Consider the following 13,806-nt stretch of genomic DNA (forward strand, 5'->3'; position numbering starts at 1 on the left):
CGTCAGAGGGTCGTGCCGGGGACCGCGAGGACGTCGGCGCGGGGCGAAGCGCCCGGAGCGGACGAAGTGCCGGGAGTGGGCGTAGCGAGCGGAGCGGACGTAGGCGCGGTGCCGCCCAGCGCGGCGGTGAGCAGCGTGACGATCTGCGAGGAGATCGCCGCCCGCCGCGCCTCGAAATCGGCGTCGGTCAGGGCCGCCGGGTCGGCGGGCGTGCCGAGCACCGGCGTGTGCAGGTGCCCGCCCGCGACACCGTCGAGGCCGAGCCCGATCCGGAGCCGGTTGCTGCGGTACATCGATTCGTTGGAGAGGTAGTTACCGCCGCCTCCGGACGCCGCGATCTCACCGGGTTTCGGCGCGTCGGTCCGGCAGACCGCGGTCCCGGTCCCCGGCTTCGTGCTGTCCGGCCACACACAGAACGCCTGGTTGTACAGCACCTGATACGCCCCGGCGGGCGCGGCGAGCATCTTTTCGTACGGCAGCGTGGTTTCGATGAACTGGACGGCGGGCTGCGGCCAGCCGCTCGCGGGCGGGACCTGGCCGACGACCGACGCGTCGAGGTTGTCCGGGAAACCACCGCGCCACGCGCCGGCCCACCGCTCGATGTCGAACCGGCCGGGACGGCCCTGGCTGATCGTCATGATCAGTTCCGGGCGGCGGAAGCGGTTCTTCAACGCCTCGCCGTAGGCCGCCTCGACGATGCCCGCGTCGAAGTAACTCCAGACCACCGGGAACGACACGGCCTGCACCAGCGCCGGCCCGGTCGGGGTCTGGATCACCTTGCCGTCGAGGTGCAGCGCGGCCGCGCCGGACGGGTTCGCGATACGGACGCCCGCGCCGTTGAGCGTGAACGGGTCGAATCCGCTCACCAGCACGCGGCGCAGCGACGGGCCGAGCGGGAAACGGGCGTCGTCGAGGCCGCGGGCGCCGAAGTCGAAGGTCTTCAGCAGGTGCGCCCGGGCGGGCGCCGTCAGCGGGAAGCGCGGCGTCCACTGCCGGAGCGCCTTGCTCATCTGCAAGCGCGCCCAGTACAGCGGGCGGTCGTCGGCCTTGTCGATGCCGCCGAGGTCGGGACGGCGGCCCTGCGCGCGGTCGACCGCGGTCCGCCAGAGCCCGTCACCGGCGGTCTCGGCGAGCTTCTCGGCGCGCGAAGCGGTCTTCGTGGCGCAGAGACGCGTCGTGAAGTCGGAGACGAGCTTGTCGAATCCCGCGAGCCGGACGAGTTCCGGGCCGACGGCGGGACCGCCCGACGGAAGCGTCGCGGTGAGGCGGTTCTCCTCGACGGTGATCGCGGCCGAGCCGTCGAAACAGTCACGGGCGGGCTCGGCTTGCGCGACACCGGGGACCGCGAGCACGGGAAGGGCGGTGAGCAGCGGGAGGAGCGCGCTCCAGCGCCTGCCGGGAGTCTTCATGGCACCGCATTCTTCTCATCCCGGCGGGGCCGCACTACCGACGAACGCAGGTGTGGACGGGTCTTGTCCGGGGTGGACAGGCGGGGCAGACTCGCGCCATGGCCGCGCACAGAAGCACTTTGGGACGCATCACCGCAGTCACCGCCATCGCCGCTCTGGTCGGCGCCGCCGTACCGGGGACCGCTTCGGCCGCTCCACCGACGCCGAAGTCCCCGGTCGCCGTCGGCTATCTGGGCGCCGTGTCGAGTATCGACGCGGACGCGACCGCGATCGGCACGAAGATCCTGCGCGAGGGCGGCAACGCCGTCGACGCGGCCGTCGCGACCGCCGCCGCGCTCGGCGTCACCGATCCGTTCTCCGCCGGGTTCGGCGGTGGCGGCTTCTTCGTCTACTACGACGCGCGTACCGGCAAGGTGCACACCCTCGACGGCCGCGAGACCGCGCCGTCGAGCGCGAACGAGAACCTCTTCGTCGAGAACGGCAAGGCGATCCCGTTCGCCGAAGCCGTCACCAGCGGACTCGGCGTCGGTGTGCCGGGCACGCCCGCCACCTGGCAGGAAGCCCTGCGCAAATGGGGGACCAAGTCGCTGGCGAAGGCGATCAAGCCCGCCGAGGACCTCGCGCGCAACGGCTTCACCGTCGACCAGACCTTCACCACCCAGATCTCCAACAACGCTGCCCGCTTCTCGGCGTTCCCCTCGACCCGGTCGCTGTACCTGCCCGGCGGCGCGCCGCCCGCGGTCGGCACTACGTTCAAGAACCCGGACCTCGCGGGCACGTACGCGCAACTCGCCGCGAAGGGCACCGACGTCCTCTACCGCGGGCCGATCGGCACGGACGTCGTCAACACGGTGAGGAAGCCGCCGGTCGACCCCGCGTCGACGCTGAAGGTTCGTCCCGGTGACCTGACCGCGGCGGACCTCGCGAAGTACCGCGTCGTGGAGCGGAAGCCGACCAAGACCCGGTACCGGGGCCTCGACGTCTACGGCATGCCCGCGCCGTCGTCCGGTGGGCTGACCGTGGGCGAGGCGCTGAACATCCTGGAGAACACGAAGCTCTCCAAGCTGGAGAAGGCCGACTACCTGCACTACTTCCTGGAGTCGACCAGGCTCGCCTTCGCCGACCGCAACCGGTGGATCGGCGACCCGGCGTTCGTCGACGTCCCGGCGAAGGAACTGATCAGCCAGAAGTTCGCCGACAGCCGCGCGTGCCTGATCGACCCGGCGAAAGCCGGCGTGAGCCCGGTCGCGCCCGCCGACCCGCGGAACCCGGTGCCGTGCGCGGCGGGGACGAACTCCGCGCCGACGCCGTACGAGGGCGAGAACACCACGCACCTCACGGTCGCCGACAAGTGGGGCAACGTGGTCGCCTACACGCTGACCATCGAGCAGGAGGGCGGCAGCGGCATCGTCGTCCCGGGCCGGGGGTTCCTGCTCAACAACGAACTGACCGACTTCTCCTTCACCCCGGTGACGCCGGGCGTGCCCGACCCGAACCTGCCCGGCCCGGCCAAACGGCCGCGTTCGTCGATGGCGCCGACCATCGTGCTCGACCACGGCAAGCCGCTGCTCGCCGTCGGTTCGCCCGGTGGCGCGTCGATCATCACCACGGTGCTGCAGATCCTCACCGGTCGTCTCGACCGCGGCCTCGGACTGGTCGACGCGATCGCCGAACCGCGCGCTTCGCAACGGAACTCGGCGGCCGCGCAGGTCGAGCAGGCGTTCCTCGACCAGACCGAGGTGCTCGCGGCACTGAAGGCCAAGGGACAGGGGTTCTCGACGGCGCCCGCGGAGATAGGCGCCGCGACCGGTGTCGAACGGCTGCGGGACGGCCGGTGGCTCGCCGCCGCCGAACCGACCCGGCGGGGTGGCGGCTCGGCGGCCGTCGTGCTGCCCTGGCCGCCTCGCTAGGCCCGCTGGACCGACTGCGGCCTCGTGAGTGGTAATGACGGTTAGAACCGTCATTACCACTCACGAGGCGGACAGGTCGGCTCTCTCGAAACCGAGGGTCGAAGCACCAGGCCGGGCCGATGCGGAGAGCGAGCGCGCCGGGGGAGCGGGGCCCTTCTAGACTGAGCGGCGATGTTCGTCCAGTCAGAGGTACCCGTCCCCCCGGTGGAGGTGCGTTGATGCGCCTCGTCTTCGCCGGCACCCCCGAACCCGCCGTCCCCTCGTTGCGCGCGCTCCTCGCGTCCGAACGGCATGAGGTCGTCGCCGTCGTGACCCGTCCGGACGCGCAGGCCGGCCGAGGCCGCCGGGTCGTCCGGTCCCCGATCGGCGCGCTTGCCGACGAGCACGGGATCGAGGTGCTGACCCCGCCGAAGGCGAGTGACCCCGCGTTCCTCGCCCGGCTCGCGGAGATCGCCCCCGACGCGTGCCCCGTCGTCGCGTACGGGGCGTTGCTGCCCCAGGCCGCGCTGGACATCCCGAAGCACGGCTGGGTCAACCTGCACTTCTCGCTGCTGCCCGCGTGGCGCGGCGCCGCGCCGGTCCAGGCCGCGATCCGCGCCGGGGACGAGATCACCGGCGCCTCGACGTTCCGGATCGTCAAGGAACTCGACGCGGGCCCGGTCTTCGGCGTGATCACCGAGCAGATCGCGGTGACCGACACCGCCGGGCAGCTGCTCGGCAGGCTGGCGGAGTCCGGGGCGAAGCTGCTCGTGTCCACGATGGACGGTATCGCCGACGGGACGCTGCGCGCGGTCGAGCAGACCGGCGACGGCGTGAGCTACGCGCCCAAGGTGACCGTCGAGGACGCGCGGGTGTCGTTCGCCGACCCGGCCACCGCGGTCGACAGGCAGATCCGCGCGGTCAGCCCGGAACCGGGCGCGTGGGCGGAGTTCCGGGGCGAGCGGCTGAAGCTCGGCCCGGTGACGGTCGTCGACGAGCCGGGGCCCCCGCCGGGCGAGCTGGTCGTGGAACGCAAGCGGGTCCTGGTCGGCACGGCGTCGAAACCGGTGCGGCTGGGCGAAGTGCAGGCGCAGGGCAAGAAGCGGATGGCGGCCACCGACTGGGCGCGCGGTACGAGGATCGAACAAGGAGAGCGCCTGCAGTGAACGAGCGTAGGGAACGCCGGCCGTCGAGGCCGGAGCGTGGCCGTCCCGGCCCGCGTAAAGAGGGGCCCAGCCGCCCGCCGCAGGTCGATCCGGCCCGGCAGGTCGCGTTCGACGTCTTGCGCGCGGTACGGGAAAAGGACGCGTACGCGAACTTGGTGCTGCCGGAGCTGCTGCGCAACCGCCGGATCACCGGCCGGGACGCGGCGCTGGCCACCGAACTGACCTACGGGACCTCCCGGGCGATCGGCATGCTGGACGCCGTCATCGGGGCCTGCCTGGTGGACCGGTCACTGGACAAGGTGGACGCGCTGGTGCTGGACGGGCTGCGGCTCGGCGCGTACCAGCTGCTGCGCACCCGTATCCCCGAGCACGCCGCCGTCGGGTCCACTGTGGACCTCGTCCGCGCCGAAGTCGGTTCCTGGATCGCGGGTTTCGTCAACGCCGTGCTGCGTTCAGTGTCCGAAAAGGACGAACAGACCTGGCTCGACGAACTCGCGCCGGACGAGGCGGTCGACCCGATCGGCGCGTACGCGCTGCGGACGGCGCACCCGCGCTGGGTCGCGCGGTCCTTCGCGGAAGCGCTGGGGGACAAGGGAGCCGAGCTGAAGGCGGCCCTGGAGGCCGACGACGAACGGCCCGACGTGCACCTGGTCGCCCGCCCCGGTGAGATCAGCGCCGACGAGCTGGCCGCCATCACCGGCGGCGACGTCGCCCCGTACTCGCCCTACGGCGTCCGGATGCCCGCGGGCTCCGGCGATCCCGGCGACGTCGAGCCGGTCAAGGAGAAGCTGGCCGCGGTCCAGGACGAGGGCAGCCAGCTGTGCGCGGTCGCCGTCACAAAGGTGCCGCTCACCGGCTCCGACGAACGCTGGCTGGACCTGTGCGCCGGACCGGGCGGCAAGGCCGCGCTGCTGGGCGCGCTCGCGTCGATCAGCGGCGCGACCGTCGACGCCGTCGAGAAGGCACCGCACCGCGCGAAGCTGATCGAGAACGCCGTCCGTGGGCTTCCGGTGACCATCCACGTCGCCGACGGCCGCGAGACCGGCCTCGAACCGGGCTACGACCGCGTCCTGGTCGACGCGCCGTGCAGTGGCCTCGGCTCGCTGCGGCGCCGTCCCGAGTCGCGCTGGCGCCGTCAGCCCAGCGACATCTCGGATCTGACGAAACTGCAGGGCCAGCTGATCACCGCGGCGCTGGACCTGGTCCGGCCCGGCGGCATCGTCACCTACGTCGTCTGCTCGCCGCATCTGGCCGAGACCGAAGGCGTCGTGGGGGAGACGGCGCGCCGCGCCGGCGTCGAGGTCGTCGACGCGCGTGAGTTCTTCCCCGGCGTCCCACAGCTCGGCGACGGCCCGTACGTGCAGCTGTGGCCGCACCGGCACGGCACCGACGCGATGTTCTGCGCCGTCCTGCGGAAGCCGGATTCCGCCGGGTGAGCAGGGTTCTCGGCCTGGTCGCGAGCTCGTGCGGCGGACTGGACACCCGGTTCGCCGCGCAGCTCGCGCGACCGGCCGCGGACCGCGGCTGGGAGCTCGCGATCACGCTCACCCCGACCGCGGCCCGCTGGCTGGAGACGACCGGCGGGATCGATGACCTGAAGAAGGTCACCGATCTGCCGGTCCGCAGTACCGGCAGGATGCCGGGCGAACCCCGGCCGCATCCGGATCCCACGGTGTTCCTGTTCGCCCCCGCGAGCGCGAACTCCGTGGCGAAACTGGCGCTGGGCATCGCCGACAACCAGGCGCTGACCCTGCTCGGTGACGTCCTCGGCACGCCCGGCGTCACGATCGTGCTGGGCTACCAGATCCAGGACACCCGGGTGCACCACCCGGCCTGGCGACGTCATCTCGACACGCTCGCCTCCGCCGGGGTCACCAGTACGAGGCTCACTCCCGACGCGTCCTGGACCTCTGTGCTGGATCTGCTCCCGGCGGTCTAGCGGGCGCAGAACCCCGTGTCCAGTGCCTTGGCGAGATCGTCCGATGCCTTGCCCGGCAACGGGTCCTGGTTGACCACGACGTTCACCCGCCTGCCGTGCGAGACGGCGCCCGACAGGTTCGCGAAGCCGACGATGTTCCCGCCGTGTCCCCAGAACCTGCCCCCGCACGACAGCGGGACGGACGCGATGCCGAGCCCGTACTCCGCGCCGGGGATGCCGACGGGCGCCGGGATGGTCCGCTGCATCTCCGTCAGCTGCGCCCGCTTCAGGAGCCGGCCGTCGACGAGCGCGCCGAAAAAGCGGTTCAGGTCTTCCCCGGTCGAGACGAGCCCGCCGGAGGCCCCGGCGGCCGACGGGTCGAATTCGGTGAAGTCGACGAGCCCCGTTCCTCGCGGCGTGTACCCCCTGGCGTGCGGGAACGGCAGGCGTTCGTCGCCGCGCGGGGGCAGCGCGGTGTCGCGCAAGCCCAGCGGCCGGACGATCCTGCCGTCGATCTCGTCGGCGACGGAGCGGCCGGTGAGCTTCTCGATGAGCATCCCGGCGATGACGTAGTTCGTGTTGGAGTACGACCAGCTCGTACCGGGCGCGAACAGCGGCGGATGCGCGAGCCCGATCGCCACCAGCTCTCCGGGCTCCGCCCCGCGATGCCGCCACTTGTCGATATCGAGGTCGCGCACGTAGTTGTAGAGCCCGCTGGTGTGCTGGAGCAGCTGCCGCACGGTGATCTTCGTGCCGTCGTTGCCGTTCCCGCGCACGAGACCGGGCAGGTACTCCTCGATCGGCGTGTCCAGCCGCACCTTCCCCTCGGCGACCAGCTGCAGCACCACGACGGCGACGAAGGTCTTGGTGACACTGGCCGCCCGGAACTTCGAGCCGTGCGGGAACGGCGTCCCGGTCTCGATGTTCCCGACGCCTTCGCGCTCCGACCACGTCCGCCCGGAGGTGTTCGTCACGGTCGCCTGCGCGCCGGGGACGCCGTCCCGCACCAGCGTTTTCAGCGCGTTGTCGACTTCGTCCCGCGGCTTGGTCACGGCGAGTGCCGGGGTGGCGGTCGTCGCGGCGAGCAGCGCGACCAGTGCGCTGACGGCGATGATCTTCTTGCCTGGCAAGGATTTTCGCATGGTCACTAAATTAGGGACGCCGAAGCCGGGTGACCATGGGGCAGCCCCCAGCGCCGCACCGGGGGCCTGCCCCACCTTCCCGGCACCGCCCTCAGCGCAGGCTGTGCCCCGGCGAGACGATGCCGGTCTCGTAGGCGAACACCACCGCCTGGCTGCGGTTGGCCGCACCCAGTTTCCCGAAAATGTTGCCCACATGGGTTTTGACGGTTTCGAGACTGATGACCAGCTCGGCCGCGATGTCCACATTGGACATCCCGGTGGCGATGAGCCGCAGCACCTCGGTCTCCCGTTTCGTCAGCGACGACGGCCGGGGCGCGAGGCCCGATGCCGCCGGGCGCGCGGTGACCATCCGCCGGATCGCGTCGGGGAACAGCAGGGTCTCCCCGGCCGCGATGGTCCGGATGGCGTGCGCGAACTCCTCCTTGCGGGCCCGTTTCAGCAGGAACCCGCTCGCCCCGGCGAGCAGCGCGTCGTAGACGTAGTCGTCGTTGTCGAACGTCGTGATCACGAGGATCTTCGGCGGTTCGGGCACTTCGGCGAGCACCCGCCGGGTCGCCTCGATCCCGTCCACGCCGGGCATGCGGACGTCCATCAGGACCACGTCAGGACGCGTCCGCCGCACCAGGTCCACCACCTCGCCGCCGTCGCCCGCCTCGCCGACGACGGTCAGGTCGGGCTGGTTGTCCAGCAGCGAACGGAGACCGGCCCGCAGCAGGGGTTCGTCGTCGACGATCAGGACCCGCAATGTCATGAGCGTGACCGTAGCGGGATGGTGGTCACCAGCCGCCACAGCGGCTCACCGTCGAAGGCCGGACCCGCGACGAGCTCGCCGCGCAGCGCCTCGACCCGCTCGGTGAGACCGGGCAGCCCGTTGCCGCCGCGGCCGGACGCGGCCACGGTCTCCTTGAGCGGATTCACGATCTCGATGCGCAGCGCGTCGGCGAGCACCGCGACGCGGACGGTCACCGGGCCGGGATGGGCGTGCCGCAACGCGTTCGTCAGTCCTTCTTGGACGATCCGGTACGCCTCCCGGGAAAGTGTCGCGGGCAGTTCGGCGGCGGGACCGGTCAGTTCGTAGTCGATCACCGCGCCGCCGGAACGCGCCCGCTCGGCCAGCGTCGCGGCTTCGACGAGCCGCCGTTCGGGCTCGCGGGACGAGTTGTCTTCGCGCAGCAGGCCGAGGACGTGGTCGAGGTCCTCCAGCGCCATCCTCGACGACTCCTCGATGGTGCCCAGCGCCCGCCGCACCAGCTGCGGTTCGGAATCGACCAGCTCGGCGGCCGCGGCGGCCTGGATGGTCGACGTCGTCAGCGTGTGCCCGATGGAGTCGTGCAGTTCGCGGGCAAGGCGGTTGCGCTGGGCGAAATGGTTCGCGCGGACCTCGGCGGCGGCGACGCGTTCGGCGGCCGACGGCCCCAGCAGCGCGACCGCGCCGTACTGGAAGAGCTTGGTGAAGCCGACGAGGACATACGCGATCGCGAGCAGCGTCAGCAGCGCGATCGGCAGTGTCCACAGCCCGGCGGTCCCGGGTTCGACCGTCACCCGCTCACCGAAGAACTCGATGGGGCTGCCGCCGCCTCCCACCCAGACCAGGGCGAACACGAAGCCGATCGTCAGGAAGCCGCCGATGCCGAACAGCACCCAGCTGAGCCCGGTGTGCACGACGAGCCAGGCCGCCGAACGCCGTCGCTCCGCCCAGGCGACCTTCGCGTGCGGCGGAGGCTGCGCGATCCGGGTGCCCAGCATCTGGTTGGCGAACCACACGCCGACCTTCCGCATCGGACCGGGAAGTCCGGCGAGCGCGACCAGCAGGCCCATCGCGAGGATCCCGTAGACCAGTTTCAGTGTCACGTCGCCCGGGATGAGGACGGCGGGGATGAGCGCGAACGGGAACGGCAGCGCCGTCATCGCCATCCCGAGGAGGCTGAACGGCACACTGCGGTAACCGCCGATCCGCACCAGGGGCTTGAAAGGGTTGACCATGACCGGAACGCTATTCGGCGGCGGGTGCGCGCACCTCCCACTCCGGGGCCATTTCATGTCATCCTCAAGGCCACCGACGCCGGTCACAGCCGGTTAGCGGCCGTTAGCGGCGGCCTCCTACACTCGGGCGCGTGGCTCACCGACCTTTGATCGCACCCAGCATCCTCTCCGCGGACTTCGCCCGGCTCGGCGAAGAGATCCGCGCCGTCGCGGGTGAGGGGGACACTCGCGCGGACTGGGTCCACGTCGACGTCATGGACGCGCACTTCGTGCCGAACCTGACCCTCGGCCTGCCCGTGGTGAAGTCGCTGCTCAAGGCCACCGACGTGCCGATCGACTGCCACCTGATGATCGAGAACCCCGACAAATGGGCCATCGGGTACGCCGAGGCGGGCGCCTACAACGTCACCGTGCACGTCGAGGCGGCGCACGACCCCGTCGCGCTGGCGAAGAACCTCCGCGCCGCCGGGGCGAAGGCCGGGCTGTCGATCAAGCCGAACACCCCGCTCGAGGATCACCTCGAGACCCTCAAGCACTACGACACGCTGCTGGTGATGTCGGTCGAGCCGGGCTTCGGCGGCCAGTCGTTCATCGCCGACGTCCTGGAGAAGGTGCGCACCGCGCGGCGCCTGGTCGACACCGGTCACCTCAAGCTCGTCGTCGAGATCGACGGCGGGATCAACGCCGACACGATCGAGCAGGCCGCCGAGGCCGGGGTGGACTGTTTCGTCGCCGGTTCCGCCGTCTACGGCGCCGAAGACCCTGGTAAGGCGGTCGCGGCGCTGCGCGAGCAGGCCGCCCGCGTCCGCGGCTGATTCCCGGCTCCAGACCCGTGCTCGGGTCAGGAGAAGGAATCGGCACCGGTGGGTGTTGGATGAAGGGAGCATCGTTTCCAGCGACGGTGCGACCAGGAGGAGGGCAGCAGGAGTGTTCACCGGCATTGTCGAGGAACTCGGCGAGGTCACCGCGGTCGAGCAGGTACCGAACGCCGCGCGGCTGACCGTGCGAGGGCCGCTGGTGACCAGCGACGCCGGGCACGGCGACTCCATCGCGGTGAGTGGCGTGTGCCTCACCGTGGTCGCGGTGGCGGGCGGTGAGTTTACCGTCGACGTCGTGCACGAAACCCTGCAGCGCTCCAGCCTCGCGAAGGTGAACGTCGGCGACGTCGTGAACCTGGAACGCGCGACGCCGGCCGGCGGCAGGCTCGGCGGGCACATCATGCAGGGCCACGTGGACGGCACCGGCGTCTACCTCAAGCGGGACGAGCAAGGGCTCACCACGTTCGCCCTCCCGGGGAAACTGTCACGGTACGTGGTCGAAAAGGGGTCGATCGCGGTCGACGGCGTCTCCCTCACGGTCGCTTCGGTGACCGACGAGGAGTTCTCCGTCGCCCTGATCCCGACCACGCTCGAACTGACCACCCTCGGCCGTAATCAGCCGGGTGACCTGGTCAACCTCGAGGTCGACGTGGTCGCCAAGTACGTCGAGAAGCTGGCCATGCCGCACCTGCGCACGCAGGGGGACAATGGTGGCGCGGAGGAGCGGGCGTGACCGAGACGAGTGCGATTCCGGGGTCGGCGGATCTGACCCCCTGTGGAGGCGGGGTGGCTGTGAACGCCGAAGCCATCGAGGCGGCGATCGCCGATATCAAGGCGGGCCGTCCGGTCGTCGTGGTGGACGACGAGGACCGCGAGAACGAGGGTGACCTGATCTTCGCGGCGGAGAAGGCCACGCCCGAACTGATGGCCTTCATGGTGCGCTACACCTCGGGTTACGTCTGCGTGGCGCTGACCGAGGCCGAGGCGGACAGGCTCGATCTGCCCCCGATGTACCACACGAACCAGGACCAGCGCGGCACCGCGTACACCGTCACGGTCGACGCCGCCGAGGGCATCACCACCGGCATCTCCGCGGCCGACCGGTCGCACACCATCCGGCTGCTCGCCGACCCGGCGTCCAAGGCGTCGGACTTCCGGCGTCCCGGCCACGTGGTCCCGCTGCGCGCCAAGCAGGGCGGCGTCCTGCGGCGGCCAGGGCACACCGAAGCCGCCGTCGACCTGGCCCGGCTCGCCGGTCTCTCGCCGTCCGGCGTGCTCTGCGAGATCGTGTCGCAAAAGGACGAAGGCGACATGGCCCGCCGCGACGAGCTCGAGGTCTTCGCCGCGGACCACGACCTGAAGGTGATCACCATCGCCGATCTGATCGCCTACCGGCGCCGGACGGAGAAGCAGGTCGAACGGGTCGCCGAGGCGCGTATCCCGCTGGCGGCGGGCACCTTCCGCGCGGTCGGCTACGACAGCCTGCTCGACGGCATCGAGCACATCGCCTTCGTCTACGGCGAGATCGGCGACGGCGAGGACATCCTGGTCCGCGTGCACTCCGAATGCCTCACCGGCGACGTCTTCGGCTCGCTGCGCTGCGACTGCGGCCCGCAGCTGGAGGCGGCCCTGGAGGCGGTGGCCAAGGAAGGCCGCGGCGTCGTGCTCTACATCCGCGGCCACGAGGGCCGGGGGATCGGGCTGTTGCACAAGCTGCAGGCCTACCAGCTCCAGGACGCCGGCGCGGACACCGTCGACGCGAACCTGCAGCTCGGCGTCCCCGCCGACGCGCGGGACTACGGCACCGGCGCGCAGATCCTGTGCGATCTGGGCGTCAGCTCGATGCGGCTGCTGACGAACAACCCGGCCAAGCGCGTCGGGCTGGAGGGCTACGGCCTGCGGGTCAGCGGCCGGGTGTCGCTGCCGATCTCGCCGAACCCGGAGAACCTGCGCTACCTCAAGACCAAGCGGGACCGGATGGGGCACGACCTGTCCCAGCTGGAGCATTTCGACCAGGTCGGCGCCGAGGTCGACCAGGGCAACGGAGGTGGCACGCGGTGAGCGGCGAGGGCCGTCCGGACGTCGAACTCGACCTGTCCGACTGTAAGAACATCCGCCTCGGGATCGTGGCCACACGCTGGCACACGAAGATCACGAGTGCCCTGCTGGAGCGCGCGCTGGAGGCGGCCAAGGCCGCCGACCTGGAGGAAGAGCCGACCGTGGTCCGCGTCGCGGGCGCCGTCGAACTCCCCGTCGCCGCGCAGGCACTGGCCCGTACGCATGACGCTGTCGTCGCGCTGGGAGTGGTCATCCGGGGCGGGACACCGCATTTCGAGTACGTCTGCGACGCGGTCACCGCGGGCCTGACCAGGGTGGCGCTCGACGAGAGCACCCCGGTCGGCAACGGCGTGCTCACCTGCGACACCGAACAGCAGGCCCTCGACCGCTCCGGCCTGCCGGGCTCCGTCGAAGACAAGGGCTACGAAGCGACCGTCGCCGCACTGGACGCCGCGCACGCGCTGCGCAACCTGCGCCAGCCGTGGACCGAGCGGGGCTTCGTGTGAGCGTCGAGGCGGATGTGATGACAGAGTCCGAGGTCGTGGTGGTGCGGCCCCGCCGTGCCCTGGTGATGTGCTCGGTGCTGGCGGTGATCCTGCTGGCGACGTTCGTGGTCGTCGCGGTGCTGCTGCGCGGCTCGGACACCGGCGTGATCTTCCAGCCGTCCGACCAGGCGGCGATGATCGGCATCGGCATCCTGCTCGCGGCCGGGACGATGCTGTTCGCGACCGCGCGCGTGAAGGCCGACGCCGACGGCATCGAGGTCCGGAACGTACTGATCACCAAGCGGTTCGCGTGGAGCGAGGTGCTTTCGGTGAGTTTCCCGGACGGTGCTTCGTGGGCGCGGCTGGAGCTGCCGGACGACGAGTACTACTCGGTCATGGCCGTGCAGGCCGTCGACCGGGAACGGGCGGTGACCGCGGTGCGGGCGCTGCGGCGGCTGCACAAGGCGGCCTGGAACGGCTGACGCGCTCCTTCAAGTGCCATGAAAGGTCCTTTCCTTGCAAAATTTGCAAGGAAAGGACCTTTCATGGCATCGGGGGCAAGGTGCCAAGAGGATTTCGGTACCTACGGCGGGGATGCCGAGCGCGTGAAGGCCCCCTTCACGCGGCTCAGCCGAGGAAACGCGACCTTCACACCTTCCCGGGTACTGCGGACGGGCAAGGGCGCCGGATGTCTCCAATGTGGCATTGGGGGCGCTCAGCGTCTCCAATGCCACATTGGAGACATGATCGGCAGGAGCGGCTTCGGGAGAACGCGCAGTTGAGGGTGTCGGTCACGACAACTTTGCCTTACCCCAATGGCCCGAATCGCCACTCACGACCACCCGACCGACAGCCACCTCCAGACCCAGGCCACACCAGGGTGACCCAGGCGCAATGAAGGGGCGGCCACGTGGACGTTGCTTCAGCGCTCACTCAAG

At 70.8% G+C, this 13,806-nt stretch carries 13 protein-coding genes; 9 read left to right on the top strand and 4 right to left on the bottom strand.

Annotation, left to right across the window (positions count from 1 at the left end):
• Positions 1 to 2 precede the first annotated feature (2 nt).
• Positions 3 to 1,409: a pyroglutamyl-peptidase I gene (locus SD37_RS14785; protein WP_044850386.1), complete on the bottom strand. Its 1,407-nt coding sequence runs from the start codon at positions 1,407 to 1,409 to the stop codon at positions 3 to 5.
• 98 nt (positions 1,410 to 1,507) lie between these two features.
• Here SD37_RS14785 and ggt point away from each other — a divergent pair, with 98 nt between their 5' ends.
• The 4 genes from ggt to SD37_RS14805 all read left to right on the top strand — a co-directional run bounded on the left by ggt (position 1,508) and on the right by SD37_RS14805 (position 6,403).
• Positions 1,508 to 3,319 carry a gamma-glutamyltransferase gene (gene ggt / locus SD37_RS14790; protein ID WP_044850385.1) on the top strand — a complete coding sequence of 604 codons (1,812 nt, stop codon included), beginning with the start codon at positions 1,508 to 1,510 and terminating at the stop codon, positions 3,317 to 3,319.
• 218 nt (positions 3,320 to 3,537) lie between these two features.
• The gene (gene fmt / locus SD37_RS14795; protein WP_044850384.1) at positions 3,538 to 4,464 is read left to right on the top strand and encodes a methionyl-tRNA formyltransferase; all 927 of its coding nucleotides are present in this window, start codon (positions 3,538 to 3,540) and stop codon (positions 4,462 to 4,464) included.
• A complete protein-coding gene (locus tag SD37_RS14800) occupies positions 4,461 to 5,900 on the top strand; it encodes an RsmB/NOP family class I SAM-dependent RNA methyltransferase (RefSeq protein WP_083254967.1) in 1,440 nt (479 codons plus the stop codon). Before fmt ends, SD37_RS14800 begins: the two co-directional genes overlap by 4 nt.
• The gene (locus tag SD37_RS14805) at positions 5,897 to 6,403 is read left to right on the top strand and encodes a flavoprotein (RefSeq protein WP_044850383.1); all 507 of its coding nucleotides are present in this window, start codon (positions 5,897 to 5,899) and stop codon (positions 6,401 to 6,403) included. The genes SD37_RS14800 and SD37_RS14805 overlap by 4 nt, the downstream gene beginning before the upstream one ends.
• Here SD37_RS14805 and SD37_RS14810 read toward each other — a convergent pair.
• The 3 genes from SD37_RS14810 to SD37_RS14820 form a co-directional block, all read right to left on the bottom strand.
• Entirely contained in the window at positions 6,400 to 7,524 is a 1,125-nt protein-coding gene (locus tag SD37_RS14810; RefSeq protein WP_044850382.1) for a serine hydrolase domain-containing protein, read from the bottom strand. The genes SD37_RS14805 and SD37_RS14810 overlap by 4 nt on opposite strands.
• A 91-nt stretch (positions 7,525 to 7,615) precedes the next feature.
• On the bottom strand, positions 7,616 to 8,275 hold the full coding sequence (locus SD37_RS14815) for a response regulator transcription factor (RefSeq protein WP_037320875.1): 660 nt from the start codon (positions 8,273 to 8,275) through the stop codon (positions 7,616 to 7,618).
• A complete protein-coding gene (locus SD37_RS14820; protein ID WP_044850381.1) occupies positions 8,272 to 9,507 on the bottom strand; it encodes a sensor histidine kinase in 1,236 nt (411 codons plus the stop codon). Before SD37_RS14820 ends, SD37_RS14815 begins: the two co-directional genes overlap by 4 nt.
• A 146-nt stretch (positions 9,508 to 9,653) precedes the next feature.
• On the opposite strand from SD37_RS14820, the gene rpe reads away from it, so the two are divergent.
• The 5 genes from rpe to SD37_RS14845 all read left to right on the top strand — a co-directional run bounded on the left by rpe (position 9,654) and on the right by SD37_RS14845 (position 13,350).
• A complete protein-coding gene (gene rpe / locus SD37_RS14825) occupies positions 9,654 to 10,322 on the top strand; it encodes a ribulose-phosphate 3-epimerase (protein WP_037320880.1) in 669 nt (222 codons plus the stop codon).
• A 112-nt stretch (positions 10,323 to 10,434) separates the two neighbouring features.
• Positions 10,435 to 11,058 carry a riboflavin synthase gene (locus SD37_RS14830; protein ID WP_037320883.1) on the top strand — a complete coding sequence of 208 codons (624 nt, stop codon included), beginning with the start codon at positions 10,435 to 10,437 and terminating at the stop codon, positions 11,056 to 11,058.
• A 53-nt stretch (positions 11,059 to 11,111) separates the two neighbouring features.
• On the top strand, positions 11,112 to 12,386 hold the full coding sequence (locus SD37_RS14835) for a bifunctional 3,4-dihydroxy-2-butanone-4-phosphate synthase/GTP cyclohydrolase II (RefSeq protein WP_174567908.1): 1,275 nt from the start codon (positions 11,112 to 11,114) through the stop codon (positions 12,384 to 12,386).
• Positions 12,383 to 12,889, top strand: coding sequence for a 6,7-dimethyl-8-ribityllumazine synthase (ribH, locus tag SD37_RS14840; RefSeq protein WP_034311710.1), 507 nt, complete (start codon positions 12,383 to 12,385; stop codon positions 12,887 to 12,889). The genes SD37_RS14835 and ribH overlap by 4 nt, the downstream gene beginning before the upstream one ends.
• Before the next feature lie 17 nt (positions 12,890 to 12,906).
• The gene (locus tag SD37_RS14845; RefSeq protein WP_044850536.1) at positions 12,907 to 13,350 is read left to right on the top strand and encodes a PH domain-containing protein; all 444 of its coding nucleotides are present in this window, start codon (positions 12,907 to 12,909) and stop codon (positions 13,348 to 13,350) included.
• Positions 13,351 to 13,806 lie beyond the last annotated feature (456 nt).

Source organism: Amycolatopsis orientalis (assembly GCF_000943515.2).
Classification (GTDB): domain Bacteria; phylum Actinomycetota; class Actinomycetes; order Mycobacteriales; family Pseudonocardiaceae; genus Amycolatopsis; species Amycolatopsis orientalis.